24 protein-coding genes and 2 pseudogenes are annotated in these 23,565 nt (G+C 28.6%); 6 read left to right on the top strand and 20 right to left on the bottom strand.

Features of this window, described 5'->3' with window-relative positions; translation table 11 throughout:
* Window positions 1-46: 46 nt before the first annotated feature.
* The 3 genes and pseudogenes from NQ543_RS06635 to NQ543_RS06645 all read right to left on the bottom strand — a co-directional run.
* Complete coding sequence (locus tag NQ543_RS06635; RefSeq protein WP_004609202.1) at window positions 47-208, bottom strand: hypothetical protein; 162 nt, start codon at window positions 206-208, stop codon at window positions 47-49.
* A gap of 12 nt (window positions 209-220) precedes the next feature.
* Window positions 221-1,054: a Cof-type HAD-IIB family hydrolase gene (locus NQ543_RS06640; protein ID WP_039903750.1), complete on the bottom strand. Its 834-nt coding sequence runs from the start codon at window positions 1,052-1,054 to the stop codon at window positions 221-223.
* 137 nt (window positions 1,055-1,191) lie between these two features.
* Window positions 1,192-1,578: pseudogene (locus tag NQ543_RS06645) on the bottom strand (transposase); the annotation flags it as partial.
* A 41-nt stretch (window positions 1,579-1,619) separates the two neighbouring features.
* Between NQ543_RS06645 and NQ543_RS06650 the strand changes: the two are divergent.
* Window positions 1,620-1,961 (top strand): transposase, encoded by a 342-nt coding sequence (locus tag NQ543_RS06650; RefSeq protein WP_004609083.1) that lies wholly within the window; start codon window positions 1,620-1,622, stop codon window positions 1,959-1,961.
* A gap of 23 nt (window positions 1,962-1,984) precedes the next feature.
* Window positions 1,985-2,845, top strand: a complete 861-nt coding sequence (locus NQ543_RS06655) for an IS3 family transposase (RefSeq protein WP_050752797.1) — start codon at window positions 1,985-1,987, stop codon at window positions 2,843-2,845.
* Here the strand turns inward: NQ543_RS06655 and NQ543_RS06660 are convergent.
* The 9 genes from NQ543_RS06660 to NQ543_RS06700 all read right to left on the bottom strand — a co-directional run bounded on the left by NQ543_RS06660 (window position 2,838) and on the right by NQ543_RS06700 (window position 9,903).
* Window positions 2,838-3,302: an IS3 family transposase gene (locus NQ543_RS06660; RefSeq protein ID WP_004609205.1), complete on the bottom strand. Its 465-nt coding sequence runs from the start codon at window positions 3,300-3,302 to the stop codon at window positions 2,838-2,840. The two genes, NQ543_RS06655 and NQ543_RS06660, sit on opposite strands and share 8 nt — an antisense overlap.
* Window positions 3,303-3,409: 107 nt before the next feature.
* On the bottom strand, window positions 3,410-3,928 hold the full coding sequence (locus NQ543_RS06665; RefSeq protein ID WP_004609206.1) for an HTH domain-containing protein: 519 nt from the start codon (window positions 3,926-3,928) through the stop codon (window positions 3,410-3,412).
* Between the two features lie 306 nt (window positions 3,929-4,234).
* Entirely contained in the window at window positions 4,235-4,594 is a 360-nt protein-coding gene (locus tag NQ543_RS06670; protein WP_004609208.1) for a heavy-metal-associated domain-containing protein, read from the bottom strand.
* Between the two features lie 156 nt (window positions 4,595-4,750).
* Window positions 4,751-4,942 (bottom strand): FeoB-associated Cys-rich membrane protein, encoded by a 192-nt coding sequence (locus tag NQ543_RS06675; RefSeq protein ID WP_004609210.1) that lies wholly within the window; start codon window positions 4,940-4,942, stop codon window positions 4,751-4,753.
* 57 nt (window positions 4,943-4,999) lie between these two features.
* Window positions 5,000-7,180, bottom strand: a complete 2,181-nt coding sequence (gene feoB, locus NQ543_RS06680; protein ID WP_004609211.1) for a ferrous iron transport protein B — start codon at window positions 7,178-7,180, stop codon at window positions 5,000-5,002.
* Window positions 7,181-7,206: 26 nt separating this feature from the next.
* Window positions 7,207-7,425, bottom strand: a complete 219-nt coding sequence (locus tag NQ543_RS06685) for a FeoA family protein (protein WP_004609212.1) — start codon at window positions 7,423-7,425, stop codon at window positions 7,207-7,209.
* A gap of 31 nt (window positions 7,426-7,456) precedes the next feature.
* Complete coding sequence (locus tag NQ543_RS06690) at window positions 7,457-7,669, bottom strand: FeoA family protein (protein ID WP_004609213.1); 213 nt, start codon at window positions 7,667-7,669, stop codon at window positions 7,457-7,459.
* Between the two features lie 136 nt (window positions 7,670-7,805).
* On the bottom strand, window positions 7,806-8,477 hold the full coding sequence (locus NQ543_RS06695; protein WP_004609214.1) for an ABC transporter ATP-binding protein: 672 nt from the start codon (window positions 8,475-8,477) through the stop codon (window positions 7,806-7,808).
* Window position 8,478: 1 nt separating this feature from the next.
* Window positions 8,479-9,903 (bottom strand): ABC transporter permease, encoded by a 1,425-nt coding sequence (locus NQ543_RS06700; RefSeq protein WP_039903754.1) that lies wholly within the window; start codon window positions 9,901-9,903, stop codon window positions 8,479-8,481.
* Window positions 9,904-10,269: 366 nt separating this feature from the next.
* On the opposite strand from NQ543_RS06700, the gene NQ543_RS06705 reads away from it, so the two are divergent.
* Complete coding sequence (locus NQ543_RS06705; RefSeq protein WP_004609216.1) at window positions 10,270-10,800, top strand: dihydrofolate reductase family protein; 531 nt, start codon at window positions 10,270-10,272, stop codon at window positions 10,798-10,800.
* Between the two features lie 146 nt (window positions 10,801-10,946).
* Here the strand turns inward: NQ543_RS06705 and NQ543_RS06710 are convergent, their stop codons facing one another.
* The gene (locus tag NQ543_RS06710; protein WP_004609217.1) at window positions 10,947-12,062 is read right to left on the bottom strand and encodes a 6-phosphofructokinase; all 1,116 of its coding nucleotides are present in this window, start codon (window positions 12,060-12,062) and stop codon (window positions 10,947-10,949) included.
* Window positions 12,063-12,475: 413 nt separating this feature from the next.
* Here NQ543_RS06710 and NQ543_RS06715 point away from each other — a divergent pair, with 413 nt between their 5' ends.
* Window positions 12,476-13,060, top strand: coding sequence for a TVP38/TMEM64 family protein (locus NQ543_RS06715; protein WP_004609218.1), 585 nt, complete (start codon window positions 12,476-12,478; stop codon window positions 13,058-13,060).
* A gap of 218 nt (window positions 13,061-13,278) precedes the next feature.
* Window positions 13,279-13,953: a Crp/Fnr family transcriptional regulator gene (locus NQ543_RS06720; RefSeq protein ID WP_004609219.1), complete on the top strand. Its 675-nt coding sequence runs from the start codon at window positions 13,279-13,281 to the stop codon at window positions 13,951-13,953.
* A gap of 22 nt (window positions 13,954-13,975) precedes the next feature.
* Here NQ543_RS06720 and NQ543_RS06725 read toward each other — a convergent pair whose 3' ends face one another.
* The 7 genes and pseudogenes from NQ543_RS06725 to pnp all read right to left on the bottom strand — a co-directional run bounded on the left by NQ543_RS06725 (window position 13,976) and on the right by pnp (window position 22,184).
* Window positions 13,976-16,444 carry an FAD-dependent oxidoreductase gene (locus NQ543_RS06725; protein WP_004609220.1) on the bottom strand — a complete coding sequence of 823 codons (2,469 nt, stop codon included), beginning with the start codon at window positions 16,442-16,444 and terminating at the stop codon, window positions 13,976-13,978.
* Between the two features lie 361 nt (window positions 16,445-16,805).
* A pseudogene (locus NQ543_RS12155) lies at window positions 16,806-16,997 on the bottom strand (IS1182 family transposase); the annotation flags it as partial.
* Between the two features lie 186 nt (window positions 16,998-17,183).
* Window positions 17,184-17,897, bottom strand: a complete 714-nt coding sequence (locus NQ543_RS06730) for a 5'-methylthioadenosine/adenosylhomocysteine nucleosidase (RefSeq protein WP_004609222.1) — start codon at window positions 17,895-17,897, stop codon at window positions 17,184-17,186.
* Between the two features lie 48 nt (window positions 17,898-17,945).
* A complete protein-coding gene (locus NQ543_RS06735; protein WP_039903844.1) occupies window positions 17,946-18,572 on the bottom strand; it encodes a GNAT family N-acetyltransferase in 627 nt (208 codons plus the stop codon).
* A gap of 347 nt (window positions 18,573-18,919) precedes the next feature.
* Complete coding sequence (locus NQ543_RS06740; RefSeq protein WP_039903759.1) at window positions 18,920-19,351, bottom strand: hypothetical protein; 432 nt, start codon at window positions 19,349-19,351, stop codon at window positions 18,920-18,922.
* Between the two features lie 152 nt (window positions 19,352-19,503).
* Window positions 19,504-20,052 carry a Maf family protein gene (locus tag NQ543_RS06745; protein ID WP_004609225.1) on the bottom strand — a complete coding sequence of 183 codons (549 nt, stop codon included), beginning with the start codon at window positions 20,050-20,052 and terminating at the stop codon, window positions 19,504-19,506.
* Window positions 20,052-22,184, bottom strand: coding sequence for a polyribonucleotide nucleotidyltransferase (gene pnp / locus NQ543_RS06750; protein WP_004609226.1), 2,133 nt, complete (start codon window positions 22,182-22,184; stop codon window positions 20,052-20,054). The genes NQ543_RS06745 and pnp overlap by 1 nt, the downstream gene beginning before the upstream one ends.
* Before the next feature lie 123 nt (window positions 22,185-22,307).
* Here pnp and NQ543_RS06755 point away from each other — a divergent pair, with 123 nt between their 5' ends.
* On the top strand, window positions 22,308-23,564 hold the full coding sequence (locus tag NQ543_RS06755; protein WP_004609227.1) for a hypothetical protein: 1,257 nt from the start codon (window positions 22,308-22,310) through the stop codon (window positions 23,562-23,564).
* Window position 23,565 lies beyond the last annotated feature (1 nt).

A 23,565-nucleotide genomic window follows, 5' to 3' on the forward strand; every position in this document is an offset into this window, starting at 1 on the left:
AATCCTCCTTTGGCAGTTAATTTAATTCTACCATTGGTGGATTAGTTTACACAAAATTATTTACACTCTCCATATCCCATTTTTCTTCTGTCATATGACTAATCTGCTTTTTTATTAATAGTAATCCTAAAAATAATCCAACTGCCAAAATTCCTGCAAGAGTAATACCACTTAAATAAATTAACACGATTCCAAATAATTTAAGCATTTTATACCTTCTCTATATTAATCCTAATTCAATAAATTCATAATATATTCCATCTTCATCAACACTTCTACAAATTCTTGAAGCAACCTCTTTAAGTTCTTTACAAGCATTCCCCATCGCTATTCCACATTCAACAAAATTGATCATTTCATAATCATTCATACTATCACCAAAAGCTATCGTATCTTTTTTATCAATTCCTAAATAATCAATCACCTGTTTAATTGCTGTGGCTTTATTATCAACTTTGGAAATTAATTCACCATTAATTGTTGTTGCATCAAAGATATCATGAATTACCATATTAACATCATCACCTAATTGTTTTTTTGCTCGTTCAACATCAATTTGATCAGTAGCAATAAAACATATTTTATGAATATCTTGATTATTATATAATGATAAATCTTGAATACTAAATTTCTTAAATTCTTCTTGCATCATTTTTTCAAGTTCTATATTACCAGATTCAAAATTAACTCCCCCTATAAACAACTCTACCATCTTTTTAGACATATAAGTTACGTCTGTACATTCGTAATTATAATATATATTATTCTCATCAAATACTTTAGATATCTTATCTACTAATAATTTATTAAAATAAACACTATGAATAACTTTATTATCAATTTCTATATAACTACCAGCACTTGCAATAATCCCATCAAAATCTGCTTTAGCTAGTTCATACTTGATTCCGGTTTTATTTCTTCCTGTGCAAATAAATACACAATGACCATTTTGTCGAGCTCGATTAATTGCCTCTATTACTTTGGGATTCATTGTTGCATGTCCAGAAACTAAAGTTCCATCAACATCTAAAAAAATACTTTTTCTTTTCATCATTTATCTCCTTTGCAAAATACGTTATTAGTATACTTGATATTTTACTTTAAATAAAGAATATTGATAAATAATAAAAATAGCACCTACTTATTGAAGTGAACCCAATTTATTGGATACTATATTTAAATTTAAGTTTAAGCAGTTAATAAGGATTGATTCCTGTATTGGACAGGAGTTAGTCCTTTTAATTTTGCTGTTATTCTTTGTGTATTATAATAATCAATATATTCTTCCATCGCAATCTTTAAATCATCTAATGTTTCAAATGTATACTCATATCCATAAAACATCTCATTTTTCATCTTTCCAAAAAAGTTTTCCATTGGCGAATTGTCTAAACAGTTTCCCTTTCTTGACATTGACTGTTGAATTCTTTTTTCTTCAAGCATTTCATGATATGACTGCATCTGATATTGCCAGCCTTGATCTGAATGAAAGATAAGATTATTCAAATTATCATATTTTTCAAAAGCTTTATTAAGCATATCTTTTGTTTGTTCAAAATTTGGAGTTGATGCTAGAATAAAAACTGTACCAGTTAAATGGAAGAACTAGCTAGTATATGATACAATGTCATAAGCTTAAATCAAAAATAGAAAAGGGGTATATGATGATGACTAAACCAACATTTACAGATGAATTTAAACAGGGAGTTGTTCAATATGTTTTAGAACATCCTGATGAATCTAAAGTAGCTATAGCTAAACAGTTTGGTATTGCTGATAGCACTGTTCATAAATGGCTTAAAGATGCCAGTAGTAATGACGGCGTAATTAATTCAAGAGGAAGCGGTAATTATTCAAGTGACGAAGCTAAAGAAATTGCCAGATTAAAAAAAGAACTGAAAGATACACAGGATGCTTTAGAAGTCCTAAAAAAGGCTATTGGCATACTGGGCAATTAACTAAGCAGGATCTTTATAAAAGGATAAAAGAAAAATCTAAAAAAGATAAACAGACTTCAGTTACCGGTATGCTAAAAAAATTACAACTGAGTAAATCAGGATATTATGAATATTTGAAAAGAAAACCATGTAAACAAAAAATCAGAAAAGCTAGAATCACAGAAAGAATCAAGAAAATCTATAAGGATTCAAAAGAAATATATGGAGCTCCTAAAATAACTGAAATACTAAAAAAAGAGGGAGAAAAAATAAGTGAAAAATATGTAGGAAACATAATGAGGGAAAACAATATTAAAGCTCATTATATCAAACCATATACAATAACAACAAAAGACTGTGATTTTTCAAATAAACTAAAAAATATTCTAAACCGAGATTTTAATCCAAAAGCACCAAATCAGGCATGGTGTACTGATATAACATATATCTGGACAGCAGATGAAGGATTTGTATATTTAACCAGTATAATGGATCTCTATTCAAGAAAAATAATAGCATGGACATTAAGCAAAACATTAGAAGTAGATGAAGTATTAAAATGTCTGGAAACAGCTAAAAAAAGAAGAAAAAGCGCAAAACCAATAGTAATCCATGCAGATCGCGGAGTGCACTATACATCGAAGAAATACAAAAGATTAACTAAGCAGATGAAAAGAAGCTATTCACAAAAAGGAACACCGTGGGATAATGCGTGTATAGAATCATATCATGCATTGATAAAAAGGGAATGGCTGAACAGATTTAAGATTATAAATTATAATCATGCATATAAGCTGGTATTTGAATACATAGAAGGATTTTATAATACAATAAGAGTACATTCACATTGTGATTATAAATCACCTAATGAATATGAGCATGATTATTTAATTAGTATCAATTAATTAAATTTCTTACATTTATGTGGTCCGAAATCTTGACATAGTACCAAGTTGTTGATATATTGAAAGATACTATTTCTCGATTATGCAAATCCAATATTGGCGATAGATAAAGCTTTCCTGCTGCTATATGAAACTCCGATACATCTGTTAACCATATTTCATTGCAACTTGTTGTGTTGAAATTTCTCTCATAATATGTCTTATGATTTTCTTCGTCTACTACTTTATTAAGTAATAAATTTTTTGTTGTACCATTCATATCACCTTTATATGACTTATATTTTGCTTTTGGTGTTTTTCCATATAATTCCATTACAGACATTAATCGTTTGACTTTCTTATGATTGACAATATATCCCTTATTTCTTAGCTCCAAAGCTATTCTACGATAGCCATAACGTTCCTTATGAGTATAAAAGATATTGATGATATTATTCATTATTTCATCTTTTTTCATATCTTTGTTAGTCTTTGATAATGTGTAGTAATAAGTTGAACGTTTTAATCCTGATATTTTAAGAAGAATCTTTAATGGATATTTAAGCCGCAGTTCACAAACAATCGTTACTTTTTCTTCGATTGTTGATTTTTCTTTTTTTGAACTGCAGCACGCAGCTTTTTTAAGTATTCATTCTCTGCTTCTAGATACTGATTTTTATTTTCAAGATATTTTATTTTTTCTTCAGGTGACATATCTTCATATTTTTTATTAAATTGATTTTCTTTGTTCATAGTAGATGGTCTTCCTTTCTTTTTCTCTACTATAACATATCCGTTGTCTTTATACGAGTTAATCCAGCTATGTAATAATCCATCACCAGCTAGCCCATATTCAATTGCTGTACCTGTTATTGATTTACCATCAATAAGGACTTTATTAATGATTTCTAATTTTAATTCTGGTGAATAATAATTATTTTTGTTAGATCTTAAAATATCAAATCCATGTCTATCTATTAATCTAACTAAATACTTAATATTATCAGATCTTATTTGATATTCTTTAGATAATGATGATACAGTTTCTCCTTGTTTTCGTTTTTTGTATAGTTCTATTTTTTGTTCTCTTGTAAGTTTTGCCATAATAAAAATGAACCTCCATTATTTGGTGTCCAAATAATGAGGTTCATATCATTATATAAGTGCTATTTTTTATCATAATAGTAATCTTTCAATAATTTATTATCCTGACATATGTTATTTTTTTGACATTTATGACAACTATTACATCCCGTTTTTTTAAGTTTTGTATCTTTTATAATAACATAACATGCAATTATAAACATTATAAAAATTATTATACTCACAATTATCGTTGTCATAATCATCACCTCTTAATAATAATTTAAGTTATTATATCATTAAAAGTAAAACAATACTAATATTTTATTACAACATTTTAATCGATACAACTGAATACCCTGCATTTTTTAAAGTATTTTTAATTATTTCTTTATCTATTTCGTGATCATAACTAATAATTGCACAATTATTTTTTAAATCAACATCAGCACTTACTCCTTCTAAGTCATTTAAAGCAGATGTAACTTTTTGTTTACAGTGATCACAGTGCATTCCTTCTATTTTAATAACTTTTTTACCAATAATAGGATTCACTAATTCTTTTTTACTAATTGTATCACACTTACTATTACAACAAGTCTCTTCTCCCTTAAAGTGTTTTATTGACTTTTTTAGTGCAAACCATAATAAAACAATTATAATAACAACAATAATTGTATCAACCATACTAATTCTACTCCTTTAAATTAATATTTTTTTTCGTTTACTGAATATCTTCTTTAAATATAAAAATCCTTGATATAGCAACATTCCTACTATATATACAGCAATAATAATTAAAAACATGTAAAACATTGAATTTGTTGCATCACCCAATTTAATCTACTCCTTTTTTAATAATTTATCTTTATAGTATTCATCTTTAATATTGTTAAAGCTACTACATCCAGTGCATCCACTACATAAGCCTGAACAACTATTTTTATCAATATTTTTTATTATTTTTATTTGTTTATAAATCAAATAAAAACAATACCCTAATATAAGGGTTAATATGATAATATCTACAACCATCCAATTTCACCTCTTTTAAAAAAACTGGATCTTTTTGATCCAGTTTTCAATTATTTTTTAATATTCTTGTACACTACGACGTGCATAAACTTGTTTATTTTTATAAGGATCAGGTCTAAATAATAAGAATAATATTATTAGTAAGAAAATAAATCCAACTGCTGTTAATACTGTAAATGTTCCACTCATAAAAAATGTACCAATTTGATAAATACACAAACTAACAATATAAGCAAAAACATTTTGGAATAAAATTGCAAACCAGAACCATTTTCTTGATTGTAATTGCTGTGCCATTGTCGCAATTGCCGCTAAACATGGTGAATCTAATAAGTTAAATACCAAGAATGATAAAGCTGCTAAACTTGTTGGAAACCACGCTTGAATACCTTGAGCGACATTGACGCTGTTTTCAACATCACCAGCTACATTTGCTAATGTCCCCATAGTTGAAACAATTGCTTCTTTTGCTGTAAAACCAGAAAGCGAAGCCGCAACTGGTTGCCATTGACCAAATCCAAGTGGAGCAAAGATTGGATCAATCAATCCACCAATAACTGCAAGTAGACTATTTGAGCTATCTTCAACCATTTTAAATGATCCATTTTCAAATCCAAATACACCTAAAAACCACATTACAACACATGCTAAAAATAAAATTGTTCCAGCTTTAATAATAAATCCTTTTAATTTTTCCCAAACATGTAATAAAACTGTTTTTGATGAAGGAAGATGATATTGTGGTAACTCCATAACAAAAGGTGCTGGTTTACCAGAAAATGGTTTTGTTTTCTTTAAAATAATTGCAGCAACTAACACAGCAACAATTCCTAAAAAATACATCATTGGAGCAATCAACCCACCAGCTTCATAACTACCAGTTGCATAACTAGCCATAACACCGCCCATTAATGCAATTACCGGTAACTTAGCACCACAAGGAATAAAAGTGGCAGTCATAATAGTCAAACGACGATCATTATCTTGTTCAATTGTTTTTGAAGCCATAATCCCAGGAATTCCACAACCTGAAGAAATTAACAAAGGAATAAAGCTTTTTCCAGATAATCCAAAGTGTCTAAAGATACGATCCATAACAAAAGCAATACGTACCATGTATCCACAATCCTCTAATATTGATAGAAATAAGAATAAAATAGCCATTTGCGGAACAAAGCCTAAAACTGCTCCTAAACCACCAATAATTCCATCAACAACAAGACTAGAGACAACATTTCCAGCTCCAATATTACCTAAAATTCCACTTACAAAATCTTGAATTGCAACTACAAATACATCATTTGTCCAATCTGTAACAAATGTTCCAATTGTTGTCACTGAAACATAATAAACAACAAACATTACAGCAATAAAAATTGGAATACCTAAAATACGATTAGTTACAATTTTATCAATCTTATCTGATAAAGTTAAATTTTTTTGACCTTTCTTTACTGTAGTAGCAATAATCTTTTGAATAAATTTATAACGTTCATCTGTAATGATACTTTCCATATCATCGTCATTTTCTTTTTCGATTTTGCTGCGATTTCTTTCAATTACTTCTTTAATATCGTTTATAATAACTAAGTTTTCACTAACTTTAGAATCATTTTCAAGTAATTTAATGGCATACCATCTTTTTTTATCTTCGCTAATTGAATTTGGTAAAACTTTCATTACTTCATCAATTGCTTTTTCTAACTTTTTAGAAAAGATTTCTTTAGGTAAATCAACTTCTCTTTTTAAAGCAACATCAAGTGCTTTATCAATCAATTCTTCTAATCCAGTTTGTTTTAAAGCCGAAGTTTCAATAATTGGACAATTCAATAGCATTGAAAGACGCTCAACATTAATTTTAATATCTTGTTTTTTTACTAAATCAGCCATATTTAAAGCAATTACTACTGGAATTCCTGTCTCAATTAATTGTGTCGTTAAATATAAATTTCTTTCAATATTCGTAGCATCTACTAAATTAATTATTACATCTGGATTATCATTCAATAAATAATCACGACTAACAACTTCCTCCAAAGTATATGGTGAAAGTGAATAAATTCCCGGTAAATCCGTAATTGTAACATTTTTGTTCTTTTTACCTTTTAATTTACCTTCTTTTTTTTCAACAGTGACTCCTGGCCAGTTACCCACATATTGATTAGCACCTGTTAAGGCATTAAACATTGTCGTTTTTCCACAGTTAGGATTTCCAGCAAGTGCAATTTTAATTTCCATACTTTTTCCCCCTTTTTTTAATCAACTTATTTAATCAATATACACTTAGCATCATTTTTTCTTACCGTTAATTCATAACCCCTAACAGTAATTTCTACTGGATCTCCTAATGGAGCAACTTTCCTAATATACAATTCAGTTCCTTTAGTAATACCCATATCCATAATACGGCGTTTATAAGCTCCGTCACCTTCGATTTTAGCTACAGTTACTGTCGTACCCACTTTTGCTTCACTTAAATTCATTTTTTTATCACTCTCCTTGTAATAATTGTATTTAAATCATAATATGTCTTGCCATATCTTGATTTATTGCAATTCTTGAATCTTTTACATTTACAATTACGTTACCAGAAATTGCTGATAAAACAGTAATTTTTGTTCCAATTACAAAACCAAGATTATTTAGAAATCTTTTAGTTTCATCGTTGCCACCAATTTTTCTAATAGTTCCTACTTCTCCAACATTTAGCATTGTTAACGGCATCATTATCACTCCCTCACTTTTGTTAGCGTTATCTAACTATCTACATGTTATACTTAACTAACTAAAAAGTCAATACTTTATCAATAAAAAGTTAGTTGATTTTAACTTTAAAAATAAAAACAAAGTCGCTTATGCGACTTTATACTTCAATAATTTGTCCATCACTAATTTTAAGTTGCACATCACACTTAGCTGCTAATGATGGTGAGTGAGTAACAATAATTACACATTTATTATCATTATGAGCTAAATCAATAAATATCTTTAAAATTTCTCGCGAATTTTTTTCATCTAAATTACCAGTTGGCTCATCAGCAAGGATTAAATCTACATCTTTTGCTATCGCCCTAGCTATTGCAATTCTTTGTTGCTGTCCACCAGATAATTTTCTAATATCTCGAAAACATTGATCTTTTGTAAGTCCCAATTTTTGTAGAATATTTAAACAGTATTCTTTTTTATTGGGTACTTTGATATTAGGTATTTCAATAGCATTTGCAACATTTTCATAGGCATTCATGTAATAGATTAAATTATATGCTTGAAAAACAATTGAAATATCATTTCTTCGGTATTTATTTAAACCAATTTGATTAATATCTGTTCCTTTAAAATTAACTTTACCTTCTTTAGGTTTATCTAATCCCCCAGCTAAAACAATTGTTGTAGTTTTCCCACTACCACTAGCTCCAACGATTGCATAAATTTTTCCTTTTTCAAAATCATAGTTTGCCTTATCTAAAATAGTAACTGTACTAGAGCCATCCAAATAGCTATATGAAACATCCTCAAAACTTAAAATCGTTTCCATATTATCCCTCCCTCTTAGTCAAAATTTCTCGTGGGGTTAATCTTAATACATAAACTGATGGAATTGTAATTGATACTAAACAAATAGCTACTGTAATACCAGCAAGTTGTAAGACTGTTTGAGTTGTTAATGAAACATCCAATTCCTTATTTTCTGGAGCAGTAAAAACATCATCAAAGGCAGGAATTTGCGGAATATTTGTTTGTTCTTCTTGAATTGGCATATCTGATGGCATTTCCATTCTCACACCATTATCACTTACGCCAGATTCTAAAATATTACCCACAACATTTGATACTACTTTTCCTGTTGTTAAGGATAAAGCAAAAGCTACTGTAGCAATTATTAAGATTTCTAATAGTTGTTGTAAAATAATTTTTATTTTATTTTGACCAAGTGATAGAAATACTCCAATTTCATAATATCTATTTCTAATTGTTAAAATTAAAATTAAACACAAAATTGCGCTACCTGCAACAATAACTACAACTAAAAACATAGTTGCAAACGATTGAGTATTTTCTAAATTATTTACATTTTGTTGATATAAACGATCATTTGCTTCTAATGTATATGTTTCAAAATCAATATCTGTTTCTTCTTTAGCTAATTCCTGGAATTTTTCAATATTTTCAGGATCATCTAAATAATAAGTTGCTGATGTTATATTGCTATCGCTTGCTGTAAAATATTGTCCTACTGATAAATCAGTATAAATTGTATTAAATGGATTATCATGACCTGGCCCCATCATTTGAGTCGAATCACTTACTTCATAAATTCCTGCAATTGTTAAAGTTTTACTTAATGTTTCATCATTAACAGTCGCAGTTAATGTAATTGTATCACCTACACCTAGATCATTATCACTAGCCAATGTTGTCTCAATAACACAACTATCACTTCCTTTATCGCTTGTCGATAACAATTTTCCTTCTATTAAGTTACTTTCTTCATTACTAAAAGCTTCTAAATATTCCATTGTTGTATTGGCACTAATGGAAAAACTTCCACTATTTCCATTAAAGCCTCCCATTTGGTTTGGAAATTGAATATTTATTTGATTGTCACTAGCACTTAATTCAATCGGATTAAGTGTATCACTATCAACAAAAGTTGAAATTGTATAATTATAATTTTCTACATATTTCAAATCTTTTAATTGGTCAGCCATCGTAGTTGTTATATTTGCTTGTACTTCTTCAATAGCTTGACCTTTTTCACGTTGCCCCATCATATTTTTCATATCTACGCTCAAAGTTACATCATTACCCAATGAAGTTCTAATTTGTTCCATCGACTTTTTAGATGCACTTTGAATTGACAATCCAGCAATTATTAAATTTGTAATCACAACCATAATAACAAACAATAAAATTGTCTTACCTAAATTTTTTCTAATACTAAGAAACGCATTTTTTATCATGTCTCTACCTCCCTGTAAATAATCTATCAAATAAATGCAACATAAAATTCTTACAATAATGTAAAAAAAAGGGAAACTTATAAAAGTTTCCACATATTTTTATCGATGATTCATTTGAGAATTTTGTTTATTTCCTGATACAACAATATTATCATCACCTAATTGATCTTTTGCGTTGTGATTATTTGATTGTTGTTGTTTTTTTGCTTTCTTCATAAACTCACCTCAATAATAGTATGTACTTATAAAAATAAAATATGCAATTAATTATTTATATTATTTGAAAAATTAAAATAATAAATTAATAATATTTGCATAAAATAAAATGATATAATACTTATATGATTAAAATTAAGGTGGAAAGTAATGAGAAAAGTTATTTTATATATAGCAATGAGTCTTGATGGTTTTATTGCTAGCAAAGATGGTAAAGTTAATTGGTTACATGGTCAAAATGATGATGAAGAAAATATTGATACATATTCTTCTTTTATAAAAGATGTAGATACTGTTATTATGGGTTGGAATACGTATTATCAAGTAAAAAATGAATTATCACCAGATAATTGGGTATATGATTCTTTGACAAGTTATATAATCACACATAGAAAATTAGATTCTACTAATAATATTAATTTTGTACAAAAAAATTCTAGTGAGCTTGTCAAAGATTTAAAACAAAAAAATGGTAAATCTATTTGGATTTGTGGTGGTGCAAAAATTATCCAACCACTAATACAAGATAATTTAATTGATGAATATTATATTTCTGTTATCCCAACTATTTTAGGTGATGGAATTAAACTTTTTGAACCAGTATCTAACGAACTTAAATTGAAATTAAAAAGCACTCAATCTTATAATGGCATAACAGAATTAATCTATACACGACGTTAAATATATTTTTAGTTTAGAGAATACCTATGATCAGGTATCCTAAAATTTTATATTTTTTATAATATTGTCATTTATTTATAATAAATAGCTATTAACATATTTTCAAAATAATAATTACAGATATAAAAAAGAGATGTTTCCATCTCTTAATCATCTCCAAAACAAATTCCAATTGATTTTGCAGCTCTTACTAATTCACCATTTGGATCAACGTGTTTTTGTTTACCAAATTTAGCATCACCAATTACTTCTTCTAAAGAGGTATAAGACATTTCTTCACCCTTTAAAGTCACAACATTTCCAAATTTACCTTCATGAATCAATTCAACTGCTTTAACACCAAAACGAATTGATAAAATACGGTCATATGCTTGAATATCACCACCACGAATAATGTGTCCAGGATTTACCGAACGTACCTCATGATTTTTAATTACTTTTTCCAAGTCATCTGCAACTTTACTAGCAATTCCACCTAAACGAATAGGATCTGGTGAATCTTCAACAATTTTACCAATAACTTTTGTACCATCAGCATATTTTGCTCCTTCAGCTACTGCAATAACAGTATATGGATAACCTTCTTTATCACGTTTTTCTACATGTCTTACAATACTATCAATTGTAAAAGGAATTTCTGGAATTAAAATACATGAAGCATTTCCAGCCATTCCAGCATATAACGCAATCCATCCAGCATCACGTCCCATTAATTCACAACAAATTACACGATGATGTGATTTTGCTGTTGTATTTAATCGATCAATAAATTCAGTACCTACAGAAGAAGCACTAATAAAACCATAAGTTAAATCAGTTGCTGGTAAATCGTTATCCATTGTTTTTGGAATACCAATAACATTAACTCCTTTACGCGCAAAATCACGAGCACTTGTTAATGTTCCATCACCACCTAAAACAACTAATACATCAACTCCAGCCTTCTTTAAATTTTCAACCCCTACATCAGACACATCTTTTTTAACTTTTCCACCGTGTCCATCATCAACAAGATAATCAAATAAATTATCTTTATTAGAACTATATAAAATAGTTCCCCCTTCTTTATAAATATTTTCAACCTTATCAACTGTCAATTCTATGTAATCATTGTTATAAAGACCACGATATCCATATACATAGCCTATAACTTCATATCCGTATTCATTAATCGCAGCTTTAGTAACTGCTCTAATAACTGCATTTAATCCAGGACAATCTCCACCCCCAGATAATAATGCAATTCTTTTTATGTCTGCCATAACTACACCTCCATAATTATTATTATAAAATTATTTTAAATAAAACTCAATAAAAAATGTTACCGTTTACAACAAATTAATATTTTTTTGTAATTAAATTGTAAAAAAATGATTTATATTAAGATATTTGGCAAATATATATACGAAACAAAATATTTCAATATTCTATTTAATAGAAATATTTTTTATGATAATCATATATTTTTTATAACAGTAAACTAAAAATATAATTTTAACAAATATTTATATTTTAGATAATATATACAAAGTCTAAATATTTATTTATTTTATATTAATATTTAAGATTTTTTTAAGAATCTTAGAAAGTTTTGTTTTAGTCTTTGAAAATATAATGTGCTTAGAAAATAAGTTATCTAGTATTTATTGAAGTAACATTTAAAGGAGAACTAATTATGAATTTATCATTTAATAAAAATTATCTTACTATATTATCATTTATAATTTTATTATTTTTGGGTTTTATCGGCTATCAAAGTGGAATATTTTCTTCCCCACAAAATTTAGAAGCATTTTTAAAGACTGCAGGTATTTTTGCACCAATCATATTTATTTTAATTCAAATTGTTCAATGTGTGATTCCTATTATTCCAGGAGGAGTTAGTTGTGTAATTGGTGTTGCTTTTTTTGGACCGTTATGGGGATTTGTTTATAATTTTATTGGTATTTCTACTGGATCAATAATTAATTTTTTACTTGCTAAACGTTATGGAAAAAATATTGTTTTGAAATTAGTTTCTCAAAATAATTATAATAAATATATTTCATGGATTGAAAAAGGAAAAAAATTTGATAAATTATTTGCAATTGCAATGTTTGTTCCTTGTGCTCCTGATGATTTGCTTTGCTTTTTAGCAGGATTGACACCAATGTCATTAAAGAAATTTATTTTCATTATTTTAACATGTAAACCATGGTCAATTGCTGCTTATAGTCTTGGATTAAATATGGTGATATCTTGGGTTACATCATTATTTTAAAAGCTTACTAGTTAGTAGGCTTTTTTAATGACTAAATAATTTTTATAATATATAATGATTATTGAATAATTAACTTTTTTCAATTCTAATAAACCTTTATTTTAATATACAAAATATATTTTTATAATAAAAAAGGAAATATTAGGTTTTAAATATAAATTATTTGCCTAAATTACTTCCTTTATTATAATTTATATTTTTATTGAAAGGAGCCTATGATGCTAAAAAAGAATGAAATAAATTTATTAAGTAAAACTTTGCCATTTTGGGATAATCTTGATCAAGATGAAAAAGAATTGTTAATTTCAAATGCATTGATTGAAGATATTGACCAAGGTCAATTGATTCATCAAGGTAATAATGATTGCATTGGTATTTTAGTAGTTATAAAGGGATGTTTAAGAACGTATATTGTTTCTGATGAAGGCAAGGAAGTTACTTTATATCGATTAAATGCTAATGATGTCTGTATTTTATCAGCTGCTTGTGTTTTAGATTGTATTGATTTTGACGTTTTAGTTGAGGCACAAACAAAGTGTCAAATTATTCAAATTAGTCCTGCTGTTTTTCTACAACTATTTTCTCAAAATATTCATGTAGAATTATTTTCTTATAAATTAGCAACTGAACGTTTTTCAGATGTCATGTGGGCGATGCAACAAATTTTATTTATTAGTTTTGATAAAAGATTAGCTACTTTTTTACTTGATGAAAGTAATCGTAATAATAGTCTTGATATTAAAATGACTCATGAACAAATTGCTCAAAATTTAAATTCAGCTCGAGAAGTTGTATCAAGAATGTTGAATTATTTTGCAAAAGAGGGCTATGTTAGTTTATCTCGAGGACAAATTCATATTATCGATAAGCGAAGTTTATCTTCATTAATATAAAATTATATCAATCTATTTTTCATTAGATAAATAAGTTTACATTAGCGTCTTCAGCATCAGCTAAATAAGATGCTACTCCTCCAAATTCAACTCCATCAATTAATTCATCTTTTGTAATTCCCATAATATCCATAGACATTGTACAAGCAACTAAACGCACGCCATTGTCTATGGCTTTTTTCATTAATATTTCTAATGAATCAACATTTTTATCATTCATAACCTTTTTCATCATACTAGTACCTATACCAGCCATATTCATTTTTGATAACTTTAACTTACGACTACCTCTTGGCATCATTAATCCAAATAATTTATCAATAAATGATTTTTTAACTTTGATATTCTCACTTTTACGTAAAACATTTAAACCCCAAAAAGTAAAGAACATCGTTACTGGACGATTCATTGCTGCTGCACCATTTGCAATAATAAATGACGCTAACACTTTATCTAAATCACCACTAAATACAACCATTGTCTTACCATCTTTAACCTCTGATTTGTTTTCAATAACATTTAGACCCTTTTTTATATAGACAATATTTTCATTGTTAACTCGCATTGTTTTTAATAAAGTATTTCCAGTTTTTTTACACCAAGAAGCAATATCTGCCATAAATCCCATATCACTAGCCGATACTTTTAAGATCTCATTATTTTCCATTTCATTTAATGCTTCGCTTACTTTCATAATAGGCCCTGGACATTGTAACCCACTACAATCTAAAATTTTCACTTCTCCATCATCAACATTTTTTTCATCATGATTATCATTATTAGTAGTATTATCATCTTTTTTTATAGTTGTTTGCTTATAGTGCATCGATTTATAAAACGTTGTTCCACCAGATAAAATTGCTACTCGATCAAACCCATTTTGCATCAATATTCTAGCAGCATTATAAGAACGAACTCCAACAGCACAATATGGAATAATTAGCTTATTTTTATCTAGTTCATTTAAACGCTGACGTAAGCTTCCTAAAGGAATATGATAAGAACCATCGATTGCAAAAGCCATTCTTTCCATTTCTTCTGTTACATCAAGAACAATAAAATCGTCTTTTTTATCTTTATTGACTAATAATGCATCAACTTCATCCCATTCAATAAAATTAGCTTTATGACTTAATATATTTTCAGCTACAAATCCTAACATATTAACAGGGTCTTTAGCCAAAGAAAACGGTGGTGCATATGATAATTCCAATTCCATTAAATCATAAATAGTTCCATTTAATCTAATTGTTGTAGCCAAAGTATCGATACGTTTATCTACCCCATCTTGCCCAACTATTTGTGCCCCATAGATTTTCCCTTTAGCATCAAAAATCATTTTTAATGTTAAAGTTGTAGCTCCTGGATAATATCCAGCATGAGATTTTTGATTGATCAATGCAGTGAAATAGTCTTTATTTTTTACTTTTTTTATTGCTTTTAATTGCTTTTCATTGATTCCTACACTAGCTGCATTTAAATCAAATACTTTAGCAATCGCTGTTGCCTTTGAACCACGATATTTTTTCTTATCACCACACAAATTATCTGCCAAAATACGTGCTTGTTTATTAGCAGTTCCTGCTAATGGAACCATTGTTTTTTCTTTAGTAATGTAATTTTCAACTTCAATTACATCTCCTACTGCATAAATATTATCAACAGATGTTTTTAAATATTCATCAACAATAATTCCTTTTCTTTGATTTAAAGCAATCTTAGCTTTTGAAGCTAATTCACTATTAGGTTTGACGCCAATAGATAATATAACCATATCCACAATAACTTCTTTACCACTATTTAATTCTATTTTTGTTTTATTGTCTTTTTCATAAAATGCTTTTACACCATCATTTAAAATCAAATTAACTTGATTTGCAATCATATTTTCATGAAGTAAATTAGCCATTTCCTTATCAAGTGGTGCCATGACCTGATCTTGCATTTCAATTAAAGTAACATTAAGATTGGCATTATGAAGATTTTCAGCCATTTCTAAACCAATAAATCCCCCTCCAATAACTGCTGCACTTTTTGGTTTATTTTCTTTTATATGAGCTTTAATTACATCCATGTCATGGACATTCCATAATGTAAAAATGTTTTTTCCATCAATACCAGAAATATTTGGTTTAATAGGTGATGAACCAGTTGCAATAACTAAATTATCATAACTTTCTTCATAAATTTCATCAGTTTTTAAATTTTTTACAATTACCTTTTTTTGATCAGGAATTATTTCAATAACTTCATTTAATGTTCGAACATCAACATTATATTTACTCTCCATTGCTTCAGGTGTTTGTAATAATAAAGCATCGCGACTTTTTATTGTATCTCCAATATAATAAGGTAATCCACAGTTTGCATAAGAAATATATTTACCTCTTTCAAACATAATAATTTCCATCTCTTCATCTCTTCTTCTAAGTCTTGTGGCTGTAGTTGCCCCTCCAGCAACACCGCCAATAATCAAAGTCTTTTTTTTCATATATCCATTCTCCTTATCATCATTATTATATTATCATCATAACAAACTTAATTAATTTCTTCTGTAACTAAATCACATAACTGTAATCTAATTTATTAAAATATATATTGCTTATGATAACTTTAAAAATTACAACTTACATTAATAGATAATTTATATGTATAATATACTTAAATTATTAATAAATAATCTATCAAAACATAAAAGGGACTGTAAAGAATAAAGATTTTAATCTTTAGATGTTACGCCTTTTTTTGCCTGATATCGTATATTTAGAAAAAATAAAGTTATCCGTATTTAGATAACTTTTTTTGGTACTATTAAAACAACATGTATTTTTTACATGTTTTTATTTAGTCTTTTAGAAAATTGACATCTCCTTCTTTTTATTGTGGTATTTTCGTATATTATAGGCTATTCCTATTAACAGCAGTTCTGTTTTTACATTTATGTTTTCTTCTTCGGTTCCAAGATTTTCATCTACTTTATCCTGCATTTCATTTAAGGCATAATTTATCTGTATTTTTCTTTGCTCCTTTGTCTTTTGCCTTTTCCGTATACTATTTCTATATTTTGTCTTATCATCAGTTCCATTAAATGTTCTGTAATCAGTCTTATAACTTCGTACATCGTTTCATATCGGGATTTTTGTATGTCTTTTGTTTTTTGTAGTTAGATAACGGGGGCTTATAAGATTCACTTCGGCGATTGCTTAATTTGAGCCTTTCTAATTCCTTTTCTAGTTTTGTTGCTCCATTTTATGCTGACTGTTATATTCCTTCAATAAAGCTACTGTAATATCTTTTGCAATCACAGAAGCCTTAGCGCAATTTTCTTCAAAATTTTCAATACCATTATGTTCAGCGGTATCTGTAATACAACAGATTGAAAGAAATGGTATCTTGTTCACATAGCATACATGAGCGATACTTGCCGTTTCCATATCGGTCGCCAGAGGTGTAAATTCATCATTGATTTCTTTTCGTCCTTCGCTGGTTATAAAAGATTCCCCCGTAACTATCCGTCCCCAAAACACTTTGCCTTTGGGCTCTGTTTCTTTTACAGCTCTTTCAGATATTTTTATCAATTCCCTGTCTGCTTCAAAAAATATAGTTTTCAGCCACGGGTGAAATTCCGTTAAAACATCTTGTGCAACATCATGATAACAGACTTCCGTAGATATAACAGTGTCAAATATTTTCAGCTTTGGGTCCATTCCGCCTGCTACTCCTGCATTGATAACGATATTCACTCCAAAAATGTCAATCAATATTTGTGTTGCTATGGTAGCGTTTACCTTACATACCCCCGAAAATAAAGCAACAACTTGCATATCACAAATTTGTCCCTCATAAAATTTTAGCATTGCCTTTTCCGTAACCTTGTAGCTATCTATCATAGTTAAAAAAGGCGCAAGTTCATCATCACTGGCACATACAATTCCGATTTTCATGTTTTTTCTCCTTTCTTCGCTTATGAAAAACTGGGATTTGCCAGTTTATTACTGTTCAGTAATTTTCTTTGTATAAAACAGACAAGTTAAAGGAACTTGCTTTTTATCCAAGTCAAGCACAACTTGTCGTTCTTCTGAACGTTCAAAACCTCTATGCTCATAAAATTGATAAGTGCAAGCATTATCTGTGTATAAATAAATAAGTTTTCCGCTTTCATCTTTTTCAAATGCAGACAATAATGCTGTTCCAATACCTTTAATTTTGCAATCAGGGTCAGCGGCAAAAAAAATTATCTCTCCATCAGGATTATTCTTTTGGCAAAAAGACTTATACATATCTTTATTCGCTTCATCATATTCTTCAACACCTTTTCCCGCCACAAGATGCTGAAGCCAATCAAATATCTTCACATAAAACGCTTTTGACACGCTGTAATAACGTTTTGGCTCATTCTTTATTTCGGCAAGTAAAACACCCACAAAAATATCATCAATATAAGCACCATAAACTTTTGTTGCACGATTTAGTTCCATATACCAGAAATATTTTGCGTACAAATCCAAAATAACTTTGCTATCCATATACCAATCTAAATGCATTCCCTGAATTGCAAATTTCTGAGCTTTTTTGTAATCTTGTCTGCAAACTTCTTTTATCTCAATCAATAGCTTCACTCCTACAACCTCCAATTTGTTTTTGTCTATATTATAACACGCTGTAATAAGCGTTATCATTTCTTTTCTGCTTTTGAAAAATGACTTATCAGCCTATGCTTTGTAAAAGGTGCTATTCAGCATTGCTTACACAACAAGCACTTGACAAACCATAGCCTAATAAGTTTTAAGATAATCAAGCAGAAATGAAATAGTTTGCTGTTACATACCATAGAAAAAGACGACCTCTTTCAAGCGTCGATTTCTTAAAACCCTGTATTTCTCTTTATAAGTCGTTACATCAAGCTCTTTCATCTGTTGTAATTTTCCTTATTTTCTTTTTGATATTTTGCTAATAGATACTGTATTTATGCGAGTTTTCTCAATCTAGTATCTGTTTTTATATACAAACAAATAATAAATACAATTCCTATTAGCGGTAATCTTAAAATACTTTCAAACGTATTACCCACAGCCAGACTAAAAATATTCATAATAATATAAGAAACTACAAATAATGATATTATTAGGATTATATCTTCTTTTAAAAGTCTCGAAACATCTTTTTTATACCAAGTTATTATAACCATAAAAACCATTGTCGTTATTAATGCTTGGAGAATATAACTTATTGGTCCTTGAATACTAGACATCTCAATTTGTTGTTTAATTTGTAATTGACTTAAATTCTCTGTTCCAATAAAATAATCTTTTCTTATTTGACAAATCAAATGAATTGTTTGTAAAAGTGCAATCAACCCTAATATGATCCTATTAAAGATAACTCGATTAAATTTCATATTCCACCCCACCTTTAATACCTATCCATAACTAATTTATTACCACAATTAAACATATTTTAAATAATTTGATACTTTTTTCTACTTTTATAATATCATATAGTATTATTAATTAAAAATTATCTAATATAAAAACATGGATAAATCCATGTTTATTTCAAATAATCCTCAATCATTCTAACAGGTAAACCAATAACTGTTTCGATATCTCCCTCAATTTTATCAACCAAACATTTACCAATACCTTGAATTGCATAAGCTCCTGCTTTGCCAATCCATTCATTAGTATCTAGATATTCATTAATTTCCATGTCAGTAAGTTTTTTGAAAGTTACTTTAATACCATCACTAAATGTTGTTACTTTTCCATCGTCAATAATAGCTATAGCAGAATATACTGTTTGACTTTGATTTGATAAGCTTTTCAACATTTCAAATGCATCTTGACGATCTTTTGGCTTACCTAACATTTTATTGTTTAAACAAACCATTGTATCTGCTCCAATTACTATATCATGAGGATATTTTAATGAAATAGGTAAAGCTTTTTGATATGCTAATTTTTCTAAACGCAAAGGAAGTGCTAGATTTTTGTCTAGCACTTCTTCTATTTCTACATAATCAATAATAAAATCAATTTTATGTAATTCTAATAATTCTTTTCTTCTAGGTGAACTACTAGCTAAAACAATTTTTTTCATTATTCAGATTTTGCCTCTTCTTTTTTTACTGGTTTAGGAAGTAGTGCTTTTCTAGAAACATTAACTTTACCCTTATCATCAACTTTTGTGACTTTAACTTTTAAAATATCTCCAAGTTTAACTACATCAGACATCTTTTTAATTCTTTCATGATTGTAATCAGAAATATGTAAGAATGCATCAGTTCCTTCAAATAAATTTACAAAAGCATAATTATCTTCAACTCTAACAACTTTTCCATCATATACTTCACCAACTTTAGCTTTTTTAACAATCTTTTCAATTAAAGCAATTGCTTTGTTAATTGCTTCTTGATCATGATGATATACAATCACTGTACCATCTTGTTCAATATCAATCTTAACTCCATCAGATTGCTCAATGATTTCATTAATTGTTTTTCCACCTTGACCAATAACTGATTTGATTTGATCTGTTCCAATTTTGATCATTTGTACTTTTGGTGCATATGGTGATAATTCTTTACGTGGTTCATTAATAACCGCCATCATATTAGCCATAATTTCTCTACGTGCCACTTTAGCTTGAGCTAAAGCTTCTTGTAATATTTCTTTAGTAATACCATCAATTTTAATATCCATTTGTAAAGCACAAATACCTTCATCAGTTCCCGCAACTTTAAAGTCCATATCACCTAAGTGATCTTCCATACCTTGGATGTCAGTTAAAATAGTATAGTCATCACCTTTTTTTACAAGTCCCATTGCCACACCAGCTACCGGTGCTTTTATTGGTACTCCAGCTGCCATTAATGCCATTGATGAAGCACAAATTGATGCTTGAGAAGATGAACCATTTGATTCTAAAACTTCTGATACAACACGAATTGTATATGGGAAAACATCTTCACCTGGAATTACTTGAGCTAAAGCACGTTCACCTAATGCCCCATGACCAATTTCACGACGCCCTGGTGCTCCCATTCTTCCTACTTCACCAACTGAATATGGTGGAAAATTATAATGATGCATGAAACGTTTTTGATCTTCTAAACCTAAACCATCGATTTTTTGATGTTCACCAATTGCTCCTAATGTTGCAACTGATAATACTTGTGTTTCTCCACGTGTAAATAAAGCTGATCCATGTACTCGAGGAAGTAAATCAATTTGTGAATCTAATGGTCTGATTTCATCTAAACGACGACCATCAGGTCTTATCTTTTCTACTGTAATTAAACGGCGTACTTCATCTTTTTCTAAATCATGTAAGATGATTCCTACTTGTTTCATTACATTAGCTTTTATATCATCATTTTCATATTCTTTATTATCATATTCATTTGTAACTTCTTCGATTAATGCATCAATTGCGCCATATCTTTCTAATTTACCAGGAATTGATACTGCTGCAACCATTTGATCTTTAGCACGAGAAGTTACTTCATCAACTAAATTACTATCTAGTTCAAATAACGGAATTTCTAATTTTTCTTTACCACAAGCTTCAACTACTTTTTCTTGGAATGCAATTAATTCTTTGATTTTTTCATGACCAAATAATAACGCTTCAAGCATTACTTCTTCACTAACTTCTTTAGCATCAGCTTCAACCATATTAATTGCATCTTTAGTTCCCGCTACTTCTAAGTTGATTAATGATCTTTCTAGTTGTTCTGGTGTTCCATTAACAATAAATTCACCATCAACTAATCCAACATTAACCCCTGCAATTGGTCCATTAAATGGAATATCAGAAACACATAATGCTAAAGATGCCCCCAACATAGCTGCCATTTCTGGCGATGCATCTTGATCAACTGACAAAACTGTGTTAACACTTTGCACTTCATTTCTAAATCCATCAGCAAATAATGGTCTAATTGGGCGGTCAATCATTCTAGCTGTTAAAGTTCCATGTTCACTAGGACGACCTTCTCTTTTCAAAAATCCACCAGGAATTTTTCCTACTGAATATAATTTTTCTTCATATGTTACTGTTAACGGAAAAAAATCAACATCTTTTGGTTCTTTACCTGCAACAACAGTAGACAAAATAACAGTATCATTGTATCTAACTAATACTGATCCATTAGCTTGTTTAGCCAATTCTCCAATTTCCACACTTAGATTTTTACCATAAAAATCCATACTAAACACTTGTTTACTCATTCTTTCACCTCATCTATTATCTTAGCCATTATAACATATAAATTTCTATTTCAAAACAATTTATTACGATACTACTGCAAATCTGTATAAAAAAATGTTATAATACTAATCAGAGGTGATTTTATGAATGAAAATGAATTAAAAAGCTTAGAAGTATACAATTCAAAATTTAAAGACGACCCTGCTTCATTTAATGATTTTCAGGCTAATGATTATATTAGATTATTGAAAAAAAATGAAAACAATGATGAAGCAATTGAAGTGGGTAAGACATTTATGTCTTTAGCCCCAAATTTAAAAGGATACTTAAATCAATATGGTTATGCCCTTTACAACAAGTATATCAATATCGATGATGAAAAAATCAAAGAAAATGAAACTCTTTTCTTTGGCATCCTAGACGACATTTTAGCTATTTGTAAACAAGAGCGTTATTCACCAATGGAACCATCTGTGAATCGTGCTATCAAGTATTTACAAAAAGAGAAAGCAGATGATTATGAAAAATTAATCGAAATGCTTAATTTATTAGATCCGAATCTATTAGATGATAAACCTTTCACTAATAGTGAAGGCAAAGAATTTGAATCTAAAAAAGAACGTTATTATCGTTTAAAAGTTAGAGCATTATATAATGCAAAAAAATATAAAGAATGTGTTGAAACTGCAAATAATGCCTTAGCATTACCATTAAAATGGCATTTCAATACATTACAATGGATTGATTATCAAAGAGCCTGTTGTTTAGTAGAATTAGAACAATATGAAGAAGCTAAAAAAATCTTCTTATCTTTACATAATCGCATTCGCTCAATTGATTTTTATGAAGTTCTTTATAAAACAAATTCAAACATTGGTAAGTATAAAGAAGCTAATGCTTATTTATTATATGAATTCTTTGAAAAAGGTTACAACATCGATCATTTAAATATTTATTTAAGGCTAAAAGAAGCAACACTTAGAACTGAAGATGCGGATTTAATTGAAATTGTAGATATTTTCTTAACAAAACTTTGTCAAGAAAACAATCGTGAATATACATCAGCAAAAGATTATGGGGATAAATACAGTGATCAAAATTCTGATGAACTTTATGATATTATGTACGATAAAATCATGAATAATCTTGATAAATATGTTGAACGTATTGAAGGAACTGTTGTACATTATAACAGACAAAAAGAATTGGGGACTATTTCAAGATATGATGAAGATGGTATTTTCTTTAGACAAGAAGATTATGTTTATGATGAAGAAGTACAACGTCATGATAAAGTTGAATATACGCCTATTGAAACATTCGACAATAAAAAAGGAATTGTTACAAGTAAAGCCATTTTAATTGTTACAACTGAAGAATATGTTGATTTCAATTATTAAA

Source organism: Thomasclavelia spiroformis DSM 1552 (assembly GCF_025149465.1).
Classification (GTDB): domain Bacteria; phylum Bacillota_I; class Bacilli_A; order Erysipelotrichales; family Coprobacillaceae; genus Thomasclavelia; species Thomasclavelia spiroformis.